Below are 18,316 nucleotides of genomic sequence, written 5' to 3'. Positions count from 1 at the left end.
GTGTAAGCGGTTGAAAATGTAAGCCAAGCCTAAACTGCGCCTGGGCTTGGTGATGAGAAAAACCGCCAGGAAGGCGGTTTTGCGAGGTCCCTTTGTATTGAGAAAGCCGTGTTGAGAGCAAATAAACTGTCCGCAGTTGTAGCACGTCATCTGTCCGGTTTCATGAGAACCCGAGGAGGGAGGAGCGAACCGGACGGAATGGCTGCCGGAGACAGTGAGAATGAGGTTTTTGGAAGCGTATGACGGTTGGCAAGCCCGGCGCTTGGCCTAGGAAGAGGCTGCCCGGTTGTTGGGCGTCTGTGAACGGGCGTTTCGGCGGGGTACGAAGAGGCTAGTCTGCAAGGTCTGATCGATAAACGCCTGAACCAAGTTTCGCACCGGCGGATGAGGTCATGAGGCTGGTGGAGCACTATCGGCATCGGCATGAGGGGTGGAGCGTCAAGCATTTTTATGCCTGGTATCGGTGGGATGGTGGGACGCGGAGTTATACTTGGGTGAAGAACCGGTTACAGGAGTCCTAAGTCGTTCCTAAGGCCAAAAAAGCGGGGTGCGCACCGCAAGCGGCGGGAGCGCGGTCCTTTGCCCGGCATGCTGTTGCATCAGGACGGCTCGACCCATGAATGGGTACCGGGTCAACGGTGGGATTTGATCGTGACGATGGACGATGCCACCGACGAGCCTTACTCGATGTTTTTCATCGCGGAGGAAGGTACCTTGAGCAGCCTGCGCGGAGTCCGGGAGGTCATCACCGCGCGGGGGCTGTCCTGTGCCCTCTGTACGGATCGCGGCAGCCACTACTGGACTACGCCCGAAGCAGGCGGAAAAGTAGACAGGGTACATCTGACCCAGTTCGGTGAAGCCATGAAACGCTTGGGGATTGAGATGATCCCGGCTTATTCGCCAGAGGCACGGGGCCGTTCCGAACGGGCTTTTGCCATACACCAGGCGCGCCTATCGAAGGAATTGGTGCCGATCGGCCTCACGGACATGGCGGTGACCAATCGCTATCTGGAGGAGGTCTATCGATCAGCCTTCAACCGGGAGTTTGCTCATCAGCTCCCCGGAACGAGGGTTCGGCCCCCGTGCCCTTCTTGGGCGGGAACTTGGATGAGCTGTTGTGCGAGCAGTACGAGCGCACGGTCGGTAGGGACAACTGCGTGCGTTTCGAAGGCTTGGTCTTGCAGATTCCGGCTGATCGGCACCGCTGTCACTACGTCAAGGCTAAGGTGCGCGTCCATCGCTATGTCGATGGGGCTTGGCCGTGTTTCATGGCCCGCGCCGCTCGGCTGATTACAACGCCCAAGGTCAGTTGACTGAGCAGGACTACGAGACCGCCGCGTAACTCCGCTTCGCGACGGTCGGCCAGGGATGCCGTAGAAGGCAGCACCGGAAGCGGCGTCTCCGCACACCCAAAAAAAGCGGACAATGGATTTGCTACAAAACCGGACAAATCTATTTGTTGACAACATCGTATTGAGAAAGCCGTTGCCAACCATAGGAAACGCGGATAATGTAAGTAAACAAAGGGCGCCTTAGGGAGATGGGTATCGGTCAAGATGCCGGCGCCGTGGCTCTCTATCCAAGCCTTGTGCTTGGTTGGACACGGCCGAAATGCTGGGTTTCGAATCGCGCTCAGCCGAGGCCTTCTTACAATGATGTTGGGAGTGCGTGGGGTATTGCCAACTCCGCACAGGGGGGACGATATGGATGTAGGTTCTGTCGTCGGGGGCTACAAGCTCCTCGAACTGGTCGGCGAAGGCGGAATGGGTACGGTTTTCAGGGGCATGGATGTCATGCTGGAACGGGAGGTCGCCCTGAAGCTGCTCCGCCCGGAGTTGACGCACCGGCCGGATCTCGTCAAGCGCTTCCAGAAGGAAGCTATCACTCTTGCCCGTCTCAATCATCCTCATATCGTTACGCTTCACCACATGTTCCGCGACGGGAACAGGTACTTCATGGTACTTGAATTCGTACGCGGCGAGACTCTGGACCATCTGATCAAGCGGTGTGGTCCGATTCCGTGGCAAACCGCGGTTCCCTTGATCTGCCAGGCGCTGCGAGGACTGGAACATGCCCATATTCTCAAGGTCATCCACCGCGACATCAAACCGTCAAACCTGATCTTGACGCAGACCGGGATCGTCAAGTTGATGGATTTCGGCGTTGCCCGCATGTTGGAAAACAACGGCCTAACCCAAGCCGGCATTGTCGTGGGCACTCTTCGGTATATGTCTCCCGAGCAGATTCTGGGCCACGAGATTGACTTTCGGGCTGACATCTATGCGATGGGGGTGGTGCTTTACGAGATGCTGACCGGCCGTGCGCCTTTCAAAAGAAGTACCAACTATGACTTGATCCGGGCCATGGTGGAAGATGCTCCCGATCTCCCCAGCAAATTCGTGTCGCCGATCCCAAAGCGTTTGGAAGCCGTGGTTTTGCGAGCGCTTGCAAAATCTCCGCAGGATCGATACCAGAGTGCGGGCGAGCTTCGTAGCGAATTGGAAGACTTGTTGAATGGTGCAGTAGCTGAACCCGTGATCAACGAGAGAGCCCAGGTGGTTTTGGGGACTGGGCATTCGCCTGAGTGGACGTCGCGGGATGACGAGTCAGTCCACGATGATGAAAAGACGAGGCTTTACACGACGCGCTCGTCGTTTCGGATCTTCAATAACCCCGCCGGCGCAATTTCGAAGGCTGCCACGTACGTTCGCTCTCGGACCAAAGGCGTTGCGCTGACGGCGGTATCGTTTTTCGTCGTGATTTTTCTGGTGGCCTTTTCACGTCATGAAGCTCCCGTGTCAGCCCCTCCGGTTTCCGTGGAAACCGCACAATCCCGTCCAGTCGAATCGGAACACCCGTTTCCTCAACCTCGAGAGCGGCCTGGGGTTCGTGTCCCACCGCCTGTCGAGGCGTCCGGTCAGGCGTCTTCCGAGAACGCTGCGCCGGCGGTCAACCAACCCAATCACAGCGCCGCGTCGAATTCACTCTCGGACAACAAGACCATAAGTCGTTTGGAACGGCCCAAGGCGTCCAAGGCAAGAACGGTGAAGCGAAAAAGAGGTGATCGCGGTCGCTCGTCCAACAAGGGCGTGGATGGGGGATGGAAGATTATTTCGGAGTGAGCTGAGCAGTTTACGATCACTGGAGAATCAATACGAACAGGAGATGTCGTTTTGATGGCCTTGCAGAGATTGATCTTTGCATTGTGTTGTTTGGTGTTGGCGGCTTGTGAGTCTTCTCCGCCCAGGGAGGTCGTTCCGGCGGCCCAGCCTGAGACGAAAGCATCTAACGCCGACAAAGTCGGTGAATATCTGATCACTGCGGCCGCGGACGTGTGGACCGAATACGATTGCGGCGGAAGTAAGTATCTCCCTGTGGCTTACCTCGAGGATCAACAGTTGACCCCGCAGCGAATGGCTGCCGGATCACAGTTTGTCCATCATTTCGTTTATGTGCTCTGTCCCGCTAATCCCGATCATTCCATCACTGGTACGCTTTTCCGGAAAATCTATCTCAAAGGCAAGCTCGTTCACAGCGGACGGCAATCCTTCAATCTCAGACCGGGCCGATGGGGCGTCAATGCCATCATTGAAGTTCCGAAGCATTCAAAGCCCGGAACTTATACGCTGCAAACCGAGTTTATCGGTCGCGCGCCGACAAAGAGGATTGTGCTCATCAAGAACAGCGAGTTCGAGGTTCTCGACGAACGCCGGGGATCAAGGGCTCCAATATTGTGATGGGCGGGTTGTATGCCGGAAAAGGCATGCAGACTATGATTCCTAAGAAACGACGGTTGACCGCTTAGATGCGGTAGAACCGCCGCGAGAATTCCGACCGTCGTCCCTTCCGCCGATTGCACCGTTTGGATGAAGCCGCTACATATCCGATTGCACGGCGGGAGGGTCACCTGGCGGCGTTGCTCCCTTCTTGCGGGATACTTTCCCGCGGCGGCGTCGCGCTCCTTCGGCAGCGCTCAAGACAGGTCCTTCGGCCGTGCTCAGGCGAGCCGATCCGTCCGCCGCACACTCGAGAGGTTTCTTCAAGAATTTCCTTAAGGAGTGCGTCCTCTCCGTAGTCGGATCATGTCGGCGTCGCACGCGCTAACCGCGTCGGGTGTTTCCGAGACGTGCAACGAAAAGCACGTTGGCGAACGGTGTGCCCTCGCTCATCGGCACGGTTTTCACGGAAAATCCCAGCATTTCGAGCAGGCGTCGCCATTCCTTCTCACGGCGATAGTGATAACGCTGCCGAAAATCGCCCCGAGCCAGAGCGCACAGCCGTTCTGCCGTGCGCGTGGCGCGAAAGCGGAGACCCGAACCGGCATCTGCTTCCCGCATGACTAGTACGCCGTTTTCGGGTAGAACCTGCGCGATCCGCTTGAGTAGCGCTTCCTGCTCCTCTGCTGAGAGATAGAGTAGAACGTCGAGCAGGACAATTGCGTCGCAGGCGGGCAAGGCGGCGGTACGCACATCAGCGACGGTGATTTCGGCTTCGTCCCCGAGCGCCAGATGAGCGGCAGCGGCATCGTTTTCACGCAGATCGATACCCGAGTACCGCGTGTCGCTAAGTGGAATCATGTCTAGTTTTCGAGCTTCCGTTAACAAGCTCAGAAGAATGCCTCTTCCGCAGCCGAGATCAACCAGAGACCCGGTACGGGGAAGCCAGTCAGGATTGGACACCAGGAAGGAATAGACAGGATCGTGCCGCAGCTTGCCTCGCACGAATCCTTCGGTGAAGCGGCCCGCCGCTCGGTAGCGGCGGGCGGTACGTTCGGCGAGCAAGCCGAAATCGACGGTCACGGTCCGTTTCTAAATGCTTAACAGCTCACGCTTGATGGCGTTGTCGAAGTTCTGAATCCAGCCGTTGTAGTTGCTGTGAATCTTCGTGCCGTCGTAGTTCAGGTTGGTGCTGTTCCTGTAACGGATGTTGTATTTGTCCTTACTGTAGGTAATGTCCACTTCGGCCATGTGGGAGCGGATGTAGAGGGTTCCGATGAGTTGCCCCGGCTTCACTTTTCTGACCTGCCAGCCGAGTCCAGCGCCGGCGCGAATGATGGCTTTCTCGACGTCTTCGGCCGTATAGGGCTTGTTGCCCGTCACCATAACCGGCGCATCGTAGACGTTGTACACCGGAGCGGTTCGACAGCCGGCCAGAAGAACGAAAGCAGCAACGAAGAGCGCGACGAGTGCGGATTTGAGTTTCATTTTTCTTGCCTTATTGTTGGTTGACAGAAAATTTCAAGAGGATGCTTGGGCACGAATCGCCATTCCGACGGTGTTCTTCTATCCCCCCTCTTGCAGCACCGATTGTGCAAAGGAACCGCCTTTGGAGCAACAATCGTTTACCGCGCATTTGCTTCGCTTCGGAACCGCCGTGACCGTGACGGCCTGTTCACGAGCCCCGATTGCTTACAGGGATACCGGGGTGAAATTCATCCGGGCGATTTCGTCCAGCAATCTCGGCAACGCTTCCAGTACGACGGGACGACCGTTCCGGTCGCGTGCCGAAGATCCGTCGTGGAGCAACAGAATGTCTCCGCGGCGGAGATTTCTGGACAAGCGCCCCACGATTTTTCGCGGGTCGCCGGACACGGCATCGTAGCCCCGCCGCGTCCATGAGACCAGGGTCAGACCTAAGTCGCACAGCACCGGCTGCAGCCATGGGTTGCGCATGCCGACGGGAGCCCTGAAAAAACGGGGTGGAACGCCGGCGAGCGCAGTCAGAACCACTTGCGCTCGTGCGATTTCCGCTTTGAATTGGCCGAAACTGCTCAAGGCGAAGGTATGGGCGTGGCGATAGGTGTGATTCTCTATGCGATGCCCTCGAGACACGATTTCGCGGATGAGTTCCGGATGTTTTTCGGCTCTGGCAGCGATACAGAAAAAGCTGGCTTTGGCTCGGTGACGGTCTAAGAGATCGAGCACTCTGGGCGTGGTTTCGATGTCGGGACCATCATCGAAAGTCAACGCGATTTCGTTGCGTTCCGCCCGTTCGGTCGAAAGGCGGGTGAGATTCGGTCCGAGCAGCGGACTGGTGGGCCAGACGCTCGCGCCGAAAACGATCGCATGATTCGCAGCGAGGGCGCCGATGAGCAGGGTCGACCCTTCGGGCGCAAGAAGTGCGGCAGAACCGCCGATGACTTGAAAAGCCGCGGAGTAGCGAAGAAAAGGCGAGGGTAGCCAGTGGTGGATGAACTGCATCGAAGTTATGTATGAAGGAGCTTGGGGCAAATCGCGGCGATTAAACCTGATTTTTTTATTCGTGGGGAGATGATACGCCTCAAGCCCATTAGGATACCTAGGACCTCCATGCTTGCTTGTCCAAGCACATCGCGCTTACCCTCTTGCCCGGAATGCCACAAGCTCTGCTCCGGTTGGACATGCATCGATTTAAGCTGATCGAGCTCTTGTGGGGCTTGACCTGCCTGCTGGGGTTCGGACCGGGATGGGCGGCGAGTTCCCCGGCTGTGGTGCTGGATGACTTCGAAACCCTGAGCGGTTGGATGACGGTAGCCGCGGAAGGTGCGCACGCGGAGTTGACGCAGGATACCGGTCGAACCGGTATGGGCATGCGGCTCGATTTCGATTTCCGGGGCGGTACGGGTTACGTCACTGTGCGCAAGAAATTCTCCATCCCGCTGCCCGAAAACTACGCGTTCACGTTTTATACGCGCGCGGAAGCGCCGGCGAATAAAGTCGAATTCAAAATCATCGATCCCTCCGGGGACAATGTCTGGTGGCGCCGGCGCTTTGATGTCAAGCTGCCGGAAGATTGGCAACAGCACCGCATCAAGAAACGCATGTTCGATTATGCGTGGGGGCCGTCTAACGCACCGCTCAAGCAGGTCGGATTCGTCGAGTTTTCGATCACGGCGAGCACGGGCGGCAAGGGGTCGATTTGGATCGACGATTTCCGCTTGGAAAGGCGCGAGCCGATCATCGCCTACAATCTCACGCCCAAAGTGACGGCTTCGACATCCGCCGAGGGCCACGGTCCGCAAGCGGTGCTGGACGGAAACGCCGAAACCTCGTGGCGAAGTGGTGCGCTGGCCGAGAGCCAATGGCTGCAGATCGATTTTTTGAAACGCCGGGAGTACGGCGGTTTGGTCATTGAATGGGACCGCGATGATTACGCAACGGCTTACGAGGTGCAGATTTCGGAAAATGGCAAGGCGTGGCAGCCGGTATACTCGGTCGGCCAGGGTAATGGGCGCCGCGATTACATTTACATGCCCGATGCCGAGTCCCGCTATCTGCGCTTAGAGTTGAAGAAAAGCAGCCGCGGGCGGGGATACGGCATCAGTTCGCTGACGGTGAAACCGTTCGATTTTTCCGCTTCGCCGAACGCGTTTTTCGAAACCATCGCCCGTGAGGCGCCGCGCGGTACGTACCCGAAATACTTCTACGGCGAACAAAGTTATTTTACGGTCGTCGGCGTCGATGGCAGCGACAAAGAGGGATTGCTGAACGAGGAAGGCGCCTTAGAGGTGGACAAGAACGCCTTTTCCATCGAGCCTTTCTTGTACAGGAAAGGCAAGCTTGTGACCTGGAACGATGTGAATCCGGTGCACGAACTCGAGCGTGGCTATCTCCCCGTGCCCTCGGTGACCTGGTGTTCGGAGTCGATCGAAATGAAAGTGACGGCTTTCGCCGCGACCGAGCCGGGGCAGGCCCTGTACGCACGCTATCGGGTGGAGAACAATGGCCGTAAGCGTGAGCAGTTCAAACTCCTGTTGGCGATTCGCCCGTTTCAGGTCAATCCGCCCTGGCAGTCGCTGAACATGGTGGGCGGTGTGGCGCCTATCCACGAGATCGTGTTGGACGGGGGTATCGTCCGGATCGATGGGAATCGTTCGGTCGTACCTTTGACGACGCCGGACCACTTCGGCGCGACGAGTTTCGATGAGGGCTCGATTACCGATTTCCTGATGGAAGGCAAGGTGCCGCAGCGAACCGAAGCCCGCGACCCGCTCGGTTACGCCTCCGCCGCGCTCGAATATGAACTGGATTTGCCGCCCGGTGCCTCGCGCGAGATTTTTCTCGCGATTCCGTACGAGAATGCGGAGCGTTTCCCGGAGGCTGCGAACGTCATGGATGGGAACGGCAGCGCTTTCGGCCGGGCCCGGTTTCGCGAAGCTGTCGACTTCTGGGAAGCCAAGCTCGTGCGCGCCGACCTGATCGTGCCGCCCAAGGCGCGAAAGCTTAGGGATACGGTCAGGAGCAATCTGGCCTATATCTTCATCAACCGGGACGGAGCGGCACTTTACCCCGGCTCGCGTTCTTACGCCCGCTCCTGGATCCGCGACGCAGTCCTGATGTCAGCGGCCTTGCTCGGCATGGGGTATACCGAGGAAGTGCGCCGCTTCATCGAGTGGTATGCTGGATTTCAGTTTCCGAGCGGCAAGATTCCCTGCTGTGTCGATCATCGGGGAGCCGATAGCGTGCCCGAAAACGATAGCCACGGCGAGTTCATTTACGCGGTTGCCGAATACTACCGTTACACGCGCGATATCGGTTTCGTCTACGCGATGTGGCCGACGATCGTGAAATCGGTGCGTTATATCGAGCAGCTGAGCAACCAGCGCAAGGGCGAAGAATACAAGACCCCAGAAAAATCGATGTTCTTCGGCATGATGCCGGAATCCATCAGCCACGAGGGTTATAGCGCCCGTCCCGTGCATTCCTACTGGGACGGTTTTTGGACCTTACGCGGCCTCAAGGATGCCGTCGATCTCGCGGCACTGGTCATGGACGAGGCCAGTGCCGCACATTTCCATGACCTGCGAGACGATTTCCGGGGCGATCTTTACCGGTCCATCGAGCGCACCATGGCCAAGCACAAGATCGCCTTTTTGCCGGGCTCCGCCGAGTTGGGCGATTTCGATGCCACCGCTACCGCCATGGCGGTAGCGGTCGGTGGCGAGGAGAGCAATCTTCCCGCGGCTGCCCTGAACAAGACCTTCGACGATTATTACGACTATTTCGAGAGGCGGCGCGATAACAAGGTGGAGTGGACCGCGTATACGCCTTACGAAGTACGTACGGTCGAAGCGCTGGTTCGCATGGGACGGCGCGAGCAGGCGCTGGAGCTGTTGGATTTTCTGCTCAAAGATCAACGTCCTTCGGGCTGGAACCAGTGGGCGGAAGTCGTCTGGCGCGATCCTAAGCATCCCAAGTTCATAGGCGACATGCCCCATGCCTGGATCGGCGCGGAATTCGTGCGGGCCATGCGGGCTCTATATGCTTATGAGCGAGAAAGCGACCAGGCCCTGGTTCTGGCAGCAGGGATTCCGCAAGCCTGGCTGGAAGGAGGTCGTGATGTGGGCGTGAAGCGTTTGCCTACATGGTACGGGACCTTAAGCTATGTGTTGCGTCGGGAAGAGCCCGATACGTTGCGGCTCTGGTTGTCCGGCGATCTCGCTCTGCCGCCCGGCAAAATCGTGCTGAAAGCGCCCGCCGACCGGCCTATCCGGTCGGTCACCGTCAACCGAAAACCGGTCGATACGTTTAACGCCGATCAAGTTATCATCGGTGAATTTCCCGCCGAAGTTACGGTGAACTATGATCCCGCGGTTAGGCTGCACGCCAATTGAATCCGATTTCTTACCCAGGAGTCCGCATGAGCTTCGATCCTAACCCGACCGGTCCCGATCGTCAGGACCAACCGGTTCCATCGGCGCGCCTATTGTCGAACGGGCGTTATACGACCCTGCTAACCACCGCCGGTGCCGGCTTTTCGATGCGTGGCGATCAGTCCTTGTCCCGTTGGAGCGGAGACCGTGTCGAAGACGGCGAGGGATGGTTCTTTTATCTCCGGGACCTGGACAGTGGGGAGTGGTGGTCGCTGGGTTTGCAGCCCACGGGGAGAGCGGCCGATTCGCGAACCGTCGGTTATGAGCCCGGCCGGTTCATACTCCGCTGTGAAAACTCGGATATCGAGGCCGTTCTGGAGGTCTGCGTTAGCCCGGAAGATGATCTGGAGCTGCGCCGGGTCACGCTGAAGAATTGGTCCGGGCAGCACAGACGGATCGAGATCACGAGCTATCTCGAAGTGGTTCTCAATCATCCGGCCGCAGACGCGGCCCACCCCGCGTTCTCGAAACTGTTCGTGCAAACCGAGTTCGTGGCGGAACGGGAGGTGTTATTGGCCCGGCGCAGGCCGCGCAGCGCTCATGAGGACTATCCTTGGCTGGCCGCTGCGGCGCTTGGGTCCGGGGAACTGACATACGAGACCGACCGGATATGTTTCCTCGGCCGGAATCGGACTCCGGCAGAACCTCAGGCGCTCCGAGACGAACGGCCGCTGTCGGGCGGCGTCGGCAACGTGCTCGATCCGGTGTTCGCCTTGCGCCGCCGCTTGGAGCTTGGTCCGGGGACGCAGCAAACGGTGGTTTTTCTGTTGGGAGTAGCCGAGGACAGGAATCGGGTCTTGGAGCTCATCGAGCGTTGCTCAAGCGGGGATGCAGTGAGCGCGATTTATGCCCACGCCGCGGCATTTGAACAAGAACTCCTGCGCCAGTTCGCCATAAATGAAACCGAAGCGGAGATGTTTCAATCCCTCGCCGGCGCGGTGCTGTATGGCGATCCGAAGCTTCGCGCTCCGGATTCAATGTTACTCGGCGCTGTTGGACCTCTCTCCAACCTGGACCGCTACGGCTTGCCGTTTTATCGGCCTATCGTTCTTCTTCGGGCTCGCGGCCGTGACGATTCGCGCGTTGCCGAGATCATCAAGGCACAACGCTATTGGCTGGCGAAGGGGCTGCGTTTTGCGTTGGTGATACTGAGTTTGGAAACCGGCCTCGATTGGGGTGATCTCGGCGAACTCGAGCAACATGTTTTCATTCGCACGGAAAAAGATATATCGCCGAGCGATCTCGATCTGCTGTACGCTGCTGCGCGTATTGTCCTTGATGAAGGGGTACCGCCGTTTCGATCCGAGCTTGCGGTTCCGAGCGCGAGAGCGCAACGGGTCGTTTTGCCGCCGCAGCCGAAGAAATCCGGTGAGCGCGAAGAACTCCGGTTTTACAACGGCTACGGCGGTTTTGCCGCTGACGGCAGCGAGTATGTCGTTCGTTTGGATTGTAGCGACGGCGTGGTGCAGGGGCCGCCGCTTCCTTGGATCAATGTGGTCGCTAACGAGAATTTCGGTTTTCTGGTCAGCGAGCGGGGAGCGGGTTATACCTGGCACCGGAACAGCCGCGAGCATCGACTGACACCGTGGTCCAACGATCCGGTCACCGACGCCTGCGGTGAAGCGCTGTACCTTCGGGACGAGGACACCGGTGCATTCTGGTCACCCTTACCGGGGCCTTGTCCGGCACCCACTGCTTACGAGGTGCGCCATGGATTCGGATACAGCCGCTTCAGTAGCGCTTACGACGACTTGGATCAGGAGCTCGTGCTGTTCGTGCCTCGCCACGATCCGGTCAAGATTTGTCAATGGCGTATAAGGAATGACGGGGCTAGCCGCCGGCGTTTGTCGCTGTTTTCCTGGCAGCGTTTGGTTCTGGGTGGAACGCCCGCCGAAAGCGGCCGGTTCGTGATCAGTCGGTACGATCCGGACATAGGCGTACTATTCTTCGTGAATCCCCTGGCTGGTGAGTTTTCCGATGGCGTTGCTTTCGCGGCAGTGGTAGGACGGCCGAACGCGATTAATTTCACCGCCGATCGGGAAAGCTTTATCGGACGCAATGGTCATCCGGAGTCCCCCCGAGCATTGGCGGCGCAGGTGCCGCTCGACGGACGACACGGCCCGAATTTCGATCCCTGCGCGGCTGTCCAGCTTCAAATCGAGCTGGAGCCCGGGAAAGCCTTCGAATGTGCGTTCCTGTTGGGCGAGATGCTTGCCGAGGATGATTCCCGTTCGCTTATCGAACGCTATCGGCAAGCCGGCGCTATCGACAACGCTCTCGCCGAAATTCAAGCGTTCTGGCGCGATCTCGTCACTCGCCTCCAGATCGAAACGCCGTCTCCGGCCATCGATCTCATGGTCAACGGCTGGCTGGCGTATCAAAACTTGAGCTGTCGGGTTTGGGGGCGTTCCGCGTTCTACCAATCCGGGGGCGCTTTCGGGTATCGCGATCAGCTACAAGACGTCTCGGCACTAATCTATCTACGCCCGGACCTCACCCGAGCCCAGATTCTGCTCCACGCTGCCCATCAGTTCGTCGAAGGCGATGTGCTTCACTGGTGGCATCCCGAACCTTTGGAGCGAGGGCTGCGCACCCGGTTTTCCGACGACTTGGTGTGGTTGCCTTATGTGACAGCGTTTTACGTCCGGTCCACAGGCGATTGGAGCCTGCTGGACGAATCCGTGCCGTTTCTCACAGCGAGGCTTTTGGCGGAAGGAGAGGACGAGGCTTATCTGAAGCCTGACGACTCGGGTCAAGCTGCGGACATCTACGAGCATTGCTGTCGGGCGCTGGACCGCTCTTTGACCCGGGGCGCGCATGGCTTGCCCTTGATGGGCACGGGCGACTGGAACGACGGCATGAACCGGGTGGGCCGCGAAGGGCGCGGCGAGAGCGTATGGATGGGATTCTTCCTTTACCATGTGCTCGACGAGTTTTTGCCGATTTGTGAAAAACGCGGCGACTCGGTGCGCATCGAGACCTACCGGGCTTACCGGGAACATCTTTATCAGGCGCTCAACGAGGCCGGTTGGGACGGCGACTGGTACCGGCGTGCGTACTACGACGATGGTACGCCGCTGGGCAGCAAGCATGGTGACGAGTGCCGGATCGATGCGCTGGCTCAAGCTTGGGCGGTGATTTCCGGAGCGGCGCCGCCGGATAGGGCCAATCGAGCTCTGGATGCCGTTGAGGAACACCTGATTTCGGAGAGCGACGGCCTAATTCGTCTGTTGACGCCGCCCTTTGTCGACACGCCGCATGATCCGGGCTATATCAAGGGCTACGTGGCAGGCGTGCGCGAAAACGGCGGACAGTACACCCACGCCGCGTGCTGGGTCGTGCGCGCCATGGCAGAAATGGGGCGGAACGACCGCGCAGCACGTCTCCTAGAAATGCTCAGTCCCGTGAGCCACGCGCGGACAAGGGAACTAACCGACGTCTACCGAGTCGAGCCCTATGTCATCGCTGCCGATGTTTACGGAGAATCCCCGCATGTGGGCCGCGGCGGGTGGACCTGGTACACGGGCTCAGCGGGTTGGATGTACCGGGTTGCCTTGGAATCGCTACTGGGATTCCGACTGAAGGATGGCGCTTTCCTCGAACTTAAGCCCAGCATACCGGCGGAATGGCCGGAGTTCGCGATTCACTATCGGCACCCGGTCAACGCGACGCAGTATACGATCCGTGTCAAGAACCCCAATGGAACGCGAGGGGCTGTACTTAGTGCGGAGCTGGACAGACAAGCCTTGTCGGTCGAGCAGGGCGTGGCACGGATTCCGTTATTGTCGGACAATCGGCATCACGAGGTCGTCGTGACTTTAGGCTAAGGCCTTTGCAAGGCTACGGATCAGGTTGAGCGCGGCTGCCTCAACGGTGCTGCCGAACGCGAGCATTCCGTCTTCGTGGCCGCCCATGGCGATGACCGGGCTATCCGAGGTTCGAACCAGGTAGCCGACTTCGAGCGCCATTTCCGGTGTGCCGTAAGCGACCTGGCGATCGGTGACGGGGATGCCCAGAGCTTCCGCTTTTTCCCATAATTCGGACGAATGGACATGCAGCACACAACCAATCTCAGGTCCGCTTCGGTATACGGCGGCATGGGTCAAAGCTTCGGAAGAGGGGGCTATCGGTCCTTCAGCGGCAATGAGATTTTGCTCCAGGTCGAAGTTGGTGACCAAGGTGTAATGCTCGGCCGAAAGCTGCGGCAAACCGCCGGTCTGGGTTCCGCTGATCAGGAAGGCCGTCGATCCCAGGCGAATACTGACATTGCCATAGGCTAAGCCGTCGTACCGTCGTGGGTCCTGTCCGGTGAGTCCGAGGCGAAAGAGCACAGCCCGCCAAGCAGTGAGTTCGGCGACGCTTCCGGGAGTTACAGGAGGAGCCGGCGTGTAGTCGAGGCGATACTTGATGACGCCTTCTTGGTCCAGTTTTCGATTCATTCTCGATTCACCGCCTTAGGCGCGTGCACCCACAACAAGAGCTGAGCCGAAAGGGCGAAAAGTGATCCTTTGAACTGTCCAAAGAACGAACAGATGAAAAAAAAATCGCGCGTCTTATAATAGGAAAAATTATTGCCGACCGAATCGTCGGTTTTTGGATCGTATCTTGAAGGGAGGCCGGGACCGGCCGGTAAATCTGCGACGAACGGAGTATAATCCAGGTAGCGTTCATGTGCGAATGTGGCGAAATTGGTAGACGCGCTGGATTTAGGTTCCAGTGGGGCAACCCTTGAGAGTTCGAGTCTCTCCATTCGCACCAAATGTTCAATAATCCAAGAAGCCAGGCTTCTGAAAGTTCCGATCACGGATATCAGGCCTCGGCGCGTCAGCCAGCAGTTTAGGCGATTGTGCTTTCGAGCCAGTCCCTCCGATACTTTTTCCATATCTTGAGGTAACAGCGACATGCAGGTTTCTGTCGAAACGACATCTGAATTGAGCCGGAAAATGACCGTACAGGTACCGGAGGAAGAGGTCCAGGCAAAGATAGCTTCGCGCTTGAAGTCGTTGGCAAACCGGATCAGGATCGATGGCTTTCGTCCCGGCAAAGTGCCTCAAAGCTTGCTGAAGAAGCGTTACGGACAACAAGTGCGGGAAGAAGTTCTTTCGGATCTGATCCAATCGAGCTTCTACCAGGCCGTTCGGGAAGAGAAACTCAGACCGGCCGGTGTGCCGGAGATTACCGCGCGGCAGGTGGAAGAGGGCAAGGGGCTGGAATACGAAGCGAGCTTCGAAGTGATGCCGGAGTTCGTGCTGATGCCGTTGGAAACCCTCGAGGTCAAGCAATTCGTTTCCGAAGTGACCGAGGCTGACGTCGACGCCATGATCGAGCGCCTGAGAGAGCAGCGGAAGGTTTGGAAGGATGTCGACCGCGAGGCAGCGACCGGTGACCGTGTCACCATCTCCTTCGAAGGCAAGATCGGCGAGGAATCGTTCACCGACGGAAAGGTGGAAAATGTATCCGTTGTGATAGGCTCCAACCAAATGATTCCTGGATTCGAAGACAAGCTGGCGGGTGCTGCGGCAGGATCGAAGCTTGAATTCGAACTATCGTTTCCAGCGGACTACCCAAATCAAAAGCTGGCCGGCAACGCAGTGCAGTTCGCTGTGGAAGTCTTGAAAGTCGAAGAAGGTCACTTGCCTGAGGTTAACGAGGAATTGGCGAAATCCTACGGCATCGAGGAAGGCGGTGTGGAAGCCTTTCGCAAGGACATTCGCGCCAATATGGAGCGTGAGATGAAGCGAGCCTTGCAGACGAGAACGAAAGCCTCGGTCATGGACGCCCTGTTCGCCAAGAACACGATCGCGTTACCCAACGCTCTGGTTCAAGACGAGTTGAGGGAATTGCTGGCCCCCTACCGGCAAGCGGCCCAAAATAGCAAGCAAGAGTTCGACGAGGCTAAATTGAAGGAGCAGCTTGAGCCGCTGGCGCGGAGAAGAGTCGCTTTGGCGTTGATCCTTGGAAAGATTATCGAGACTAATAATTTGACAATCGACCAAAAACGGGTACGTTCGTTGGTCGAGGAACTAGCCGCGAGTTACGAACGACCGGAAGAGGTGGTGCGGTGGTATTACGCCGAACCGAAACGGCTTCGTGAAATTGAAAATGTAGTGATGGAAGACCAGGTGGTAGATTTGGTGTTGGACAAAGCGAAGGTCAGCGAGGAAAACCTTGCGTTTCAGGAGTTGATGCAGCAGGCTACCGGTAGTTCCCTGAAAGCGGCGTAAATTCAGTCCAAGAGATATCAAGATGTTTACCGGCGATTTTTTGAAATCGGTCAATACGCAGGCTACCGGCCTGGTGCCTATCGTTATCGAACAGTCTGCGCGGGGCGAACGGGCGTTCGACATCTATTCCCGTTTGCTCAAGGAACGCATCGTTTTTGTGGTTGGTCAGATCGAAGACTACATGGCCAATCTGGTTATCGCCCAGCTGCTCTTTTTGGAATCGGAAAATCCGGATAAAGACATCTATCTGTATATCAACTCTCCCGGTGGCATAGTCACGTCGGGGCTGGCAATTTACGATACCATGCAATTCATCAAGCCGGATGTCAGCACTATGTGCATCGGGCAGGCGGCCAGCATGGGCGCGTTGTTGCTCGCTGGCGGCGCGCCGGGGAAAAGGTATTGTTTGCCTCATTCCAGAGTCATGATCCATCAGCCTTTGGGTGGTTTCCAAGGACAGGCCAGCGATATCGACATTCATGCCCGGGAGATACTCGCGACCCGAGACCGATTGAATCGGATTTTGGCGAAGCATACCGGGCAGCCCTTGGAACGGATTCAGATCGATACCGACCGTGACAATTTCATGAGTGGAGAAGAGGCAGCGAGATATGGTCTAATCGACAAAGTGCTTGCTAGCCGGGAAACGGTTTCCAGTGCTTGAATCAACCGGAATCCGCATTAGAAGGGCTAGCGGACATGTGCTGGTAGCGGCTGGTTCGCGTAGCTCGCTACAACGGTCATCTGACGAATAAGAGGTTTGCGATGAGTGACGATAAGCACGGCAAAGACGGGGGCGGGAAACTTCTTTACTGCTCGTTTTGCGGAAAAAGTCAGCATGAGGTCAGAAAACTCATTGCCGGACCGGCTGTATTCGTCTGTGACGAATGTGTCGAGTTGTGCAACGACATTATTCGCGAAGAGCTGCAAGAAAATGTCGCCGCCAGCGTGGACAAGCTGCCAAAACCGAAAGAGATCAAAGCCGTACTCGATGAGTACGTCATCGGCCAGGAGAAGGCCAAGAAGATTTTGTCGGTCGCAGTCTACAACCACTATAAGCGGCTTCGTGTACAAAATCATCTGAAGAAGAACGATGTCGAGCTGGCCAAGAGTAATATTCTCTTGATCGGGCCGACCGGATCGGGAAAAACCTTGCTTGCCGAGACGCTCGCTCGACTGTTGGACGTGCCGTTCACGATTGCTGACGCGACCACGCTCACCGAAGCCGGGTACGTCGGGGAAGATGTCGAAAACATCATCCAGAAAATCTTGCAGAAATGCGATTACGACGTGGAGAAGGCTGAGTCCGGTATCGTCTATATTGACGAGATCGATAAGATTTCTCGTAAATCGGACAATCCATCCATCACCCGTGATGTTTCGGGCGAAGGTGTACAGCAGGCGCTCTTGAAGCTGATCGAAGGGACTATCGCCTCGGTGCCGCCACAAGGTGGACGGAAGCATCCCCAGCAAGAATTCCTGCAGGTCAATACGGCGAATATTCTTTTCATTTGTGGTGGCGCGTTTGCCGGATTGGAAAAGATCATTCGCGCTCGCTCGGAAAAAGGGGGTATCGGTTTTTCCGCGGAGGTCAAAACCAAGGACGAACGTCGAAATGTCGGCGAGGTGCTGGCTGACGTCGAGGCGGAAGACCTCATCAAATACGGCCTGATTCCGGAATTTGTTGGTCGCTTGCCAGTCGTCGCGACCTTGGACGAGTTGGATGAGCAGGCGCTGATTCAAATTCTGACAGAACCGAAGAACGCTCTGGTCAAACAGTACAAGAAGCTGTTCGAGATGGAAGGATGCGATCTGGAGATTCGCGAGGATGCACTGCGGGTGATTGCGCGAAAAGCGATGGAGAGAAAAACCGGGGCACGAGGGCTAAGGACGATTCTCGAGCACGTTCTGTTGGACACGATGTACGAATTACCTTCCGCCGAACATGTGTCGAAGGTTGTGATCGACGAAAAGGTTATTCGCGGTGAAGCGGAGCCGTATCTAATTTATCAATCCGAAGAAAAGCACTGCGCCTCGGTAGACTGAGCACGCTTTCGAGCGGTGTCGATGCCCATGCTCGGGGGCATCATAAGTAGATCCAAGGTTCTGACATCCGAGCTTCGGCGTTTGGCTTGCGGTTAGCATGGAACCGCAGTCAGCGTGGATGTTCTGCTTGTTCAGACAGAGCCGCAACCCGTTATTTTGAGCTATCTCGCCAGCCGCCGACGCGTCCGATTGCATTTGTCGATTCTTGACTGGAGCAATCGCCGGCTTGGTTCCGCCGTTTTCATGAATTTTTCCGCGCACCGTGCTCGAAAGATTCGAGAACTGGGAATCTCGAACGTATATTTCTATCTAAGCTAAGTATTTTTTCGTACGGACCGTGAATAGGAATGCGCGATTCTGCCCGGTCTCATCGTCTAAAGCTTGTTCGTTCGAGTTGAACGTTTCCCAACTTGTC

12 protein-coding genes and 1 tRNA gene are annotated in these 18,316 nt (G+C 57.2%); 9 read left to right on the top strand and 4 right to left on the bottom strand.

Going from position 1 to position 18,316, the window contains the following annotated elements:
* Positions 1-579: 579 nt before the first annotated feature.
* The 3 genes from QEN43_RS11130 to QEN43_RS11120 all read left to right on the top strand — a co-directional run bounded on the left by QEN43_RS11130 (position 580) and on the right by QEN43_RS11120 (position 3,737).
* Complete coding sequence (locus QEN43_RS11130; RefSeq protein WP_202901171.1) at positions 580-1,290, top strand: hypothetical protein; 711 nt, start codon at positions 580-582, stop codon at positions 1,288-1,290.
* Positions 1,291-1,703: 413 nt separating this feature from the next.
* Positions 1,704-3,122, top strand: coding sequence for a serine/threonine protein kinase (locus QEN43_RS11125; RefSeq protein ID WP_051331926.1), 1,419 nt, complete (start codon positions 1,704-1,706; stop codon positions 3,120-3,122).
* Positions 3,123-3,176: 54 nt separating this feature from the next.
* On the top strand, positions 3,177-3,737 hold the full coding sequence (locus QEN43_RS11120) for a hypothetical protein (RefSeq protein ID WP_026611416.1): 561 nt from the start codon (positions 3,177-3,179) through the stop codon (positions 3,735-3,737).
* 363 nt (positions 3,738-4,100) lie between these two features.
* Here the strand turns inward: QEN43_RS11120 and QEN43_RS11115 are convergent, their stop codons facing one another.
* The 3 genes from QEN43_RS11115 to QEN43_RS11105 form a co-directional block, all read right to left on the bottom strand.
* Positions 4,101-4,799, bottom strand: coding sequence for a class I SAM-dependent methyltransferase (locus tag QEN43_RS11115; protein WP_026611417.1), 699 nt, complete (start codon positions 4,797-4,799; stop codon positions 4,101-4,103).
* A 9-nt stretch (positions 4,800-4,808) separates the two neighbouring features.
* On the bottom strand, positions 4,809-5,204 hold the full coding sequence (locus QEN43_RS11110) for a lipoprotein (RefSeq protein ID WP_026611418.1): 396 nt from the start codon (positions 5,202-5,204) through the stop codon (positions 4,809-4,811).
* 204 nt (positions 5,205-5,408) lie between these two features.
* Entirely contained in the window at positions 5,409-6,200 is a 792-nt protein-coding gene (locus QEN43_RS11105) for a polysaccharide deacetylase family protein (RefSeq protein ID WP_026611419.1), read from the bottom strand.
* 116 nt (positions 6,201-6,316) lie between these two features.
* Between QEN43_RS11105 and QEN43_RS11100 the strand changes: the two genes are divergently transcribed.
* Complete coding sequence (locus QEN43_RS11100) at positions 6,317-9,592, top strand: discoidin domain-containing protein (protein WP_156912860.1); 3,276 nt, start codon at positions 6,317-6,319, stop codon at positions 9,590-9,592.
* 26 nt (positions 9,593-9,618) lie between these two features.
* Positions 9,619-13,458 (top strand): GH36-type glycosyl hydrolase domain-containing protein, encoded by a 3,840-nt coding sequence (locus tag QEN43_RS11095; RefSeq protein WP_051331928.1) that lies wholly within the window; start codon positions 9,619-9,621, stop codon positions 13,456-13,458.
* Here the strand turns inward: QEN43_RS11095 and QEN43_RS11090 are convergent.
* On the bottom strand, positions 13,450-14,070 hold the full coding sequence (locus QEN43_RS11090) for a class II aldolase/adducin family protein (RefSeq protein ID WP_036269167.1): 621 nt from the start codon (positions 14,068-14,070) through the stop codon (positions 13,450-13,452). The two genes, QEN43_RS11095 and QEN43_RS11090, sit on opposite strands and share 9 nt — an antisense overlap.
* 234 nt (positions 14,071-14,304) lie before the next feature.
* On the opposite strand from QEN43_RS11090, the gene QEN43_RS11085 reads away from it, so the two are divergent.
* From QEN43_RS11085 to clpX, 4 genes are all read left to right on the top strand, one after another.
* A tRNA-Leu gene (locus QEN43_RS11085) sits at positions 14,305-14,389 on the top strand.
* A gap of 143 nt (positions 14,390-14,532) precedes the next feature.
* On the top strand, positions 14,533-15,855 hold the full coding sequence (gene tig, locus QEN43_RS11080; protein WP_026611422.1) for a trigger factor: 1,323 nt from the start codon (positions 14,533-14,535) through the stop codon (positions 15,853-15,855).
* A 22-nt stretch (positions 15,856-15,877) separates the two neighbouring features.
* Positions 15,878-16,519: an ATP-dependent Clp endopeptidase proteolytic subunit ClpP gene (gene clpP, locus QEN43_RS11075; RefSeq protein ID WP_036269170.1), complete on the top strand. Its 642-nt coding sequence runs from the start codon at positions 15,878-15,880 to the stop codon at positions 16,517-16,519.
* 101 nt (positions 16,520-16,620) lie between these two features.
* On the top strand, positions 16,621-17,901 hold the full coding sequence (gene clpX, locus QEN43_RS11070) for an ATP-dependent Clp protease ATP-binding subunit ClpX (RefSeq protein WP_026611424.1): 1,281 nt from the start codon (positions 16,621-16,623) through the stop codon (positions 17,899-17,901).
* The last annotated feature ends 415 nt before the right edge of the window (positions 17,902-18,316 follow it).

Source organism: Methylocaldum szegediense (genome assembly GCF_949769195.1).
Lineage (GTDB): Bacteria > Pseudomonadota > Gammaproteobacteria > Methylococcales > Methylococcaceae > Methylocaldum > Methylocaldum szegediense.
The sequence above is the reverse complement of the archived record's forward strand: the minus strand, read 5'-3'. Positions and strand labels throughout refer to the sequence as shown.

Bases quoted from the DNA above. Each gene is read 5' to 3' on its own strand.
- QEN43_RS11125 (WP_051331926.1), top strand. From the start codon at position 1,704: ATGGATGTAGGTTCTGTCGTCGGGGGCTACAAGCTCCTCGAACTGGTC.
- QEN43_RS11120 (WP_026611416.1), top strand. From the start codon at position 3,177: ATGGCCTTGCAGAGATTGATCTTTGCATTGTGTTGTTTGGTGTTGGCG.
- QEN43_RS11110 (WP_026611418.1), bottom strand. From the start codon at position 5,204: ATGAAACTCAAATCCGCACTCGTCGCGCTCTTCGTTGCTGCTTTCGTT.
- QEN43_RS11105 (WP_026611419.1), bottom strand. From the start codon at position 6,200: ATGCAGTTCATCCACCACTGGCTACCCTCGCCTTTTCTTCGCTACTCC.
- QEN43_RS11095 (WP_051331928.1), top strand. From the start codon at position 9,619: ATGAGCTTCGATCCTAACCCGACCGGTCCCGATCGTCAGGACCAACCG.
- QEN43_RS11090 (WP_036269167.1), bottom strand. From the start codon at position 14,070: ATGAATCGAAAACTGGACCAAGAAGGCGTCATCAAGTATCGCCTCGAC.
- tig (WP_026611422.1), top strand. From the start codon at position 14,533: ATGCAGGTTTCTGTCGAAACGACATCTGAATTGAGCCGGAAAATGACC.
- clpP (WP_036269170.1), top strand. From the start codon at position 15,878: ATGTTTACCGGCGATTTTTTGAAATCGGTCAATACGCAGGCTACCGGC.
- clpX (WP_026611424.1), top strand. From the start codon at position 16,621: ATGAGTGACGATAAGCACGGCAAAGACGGGGGCGGGAAACTTCTTTAC.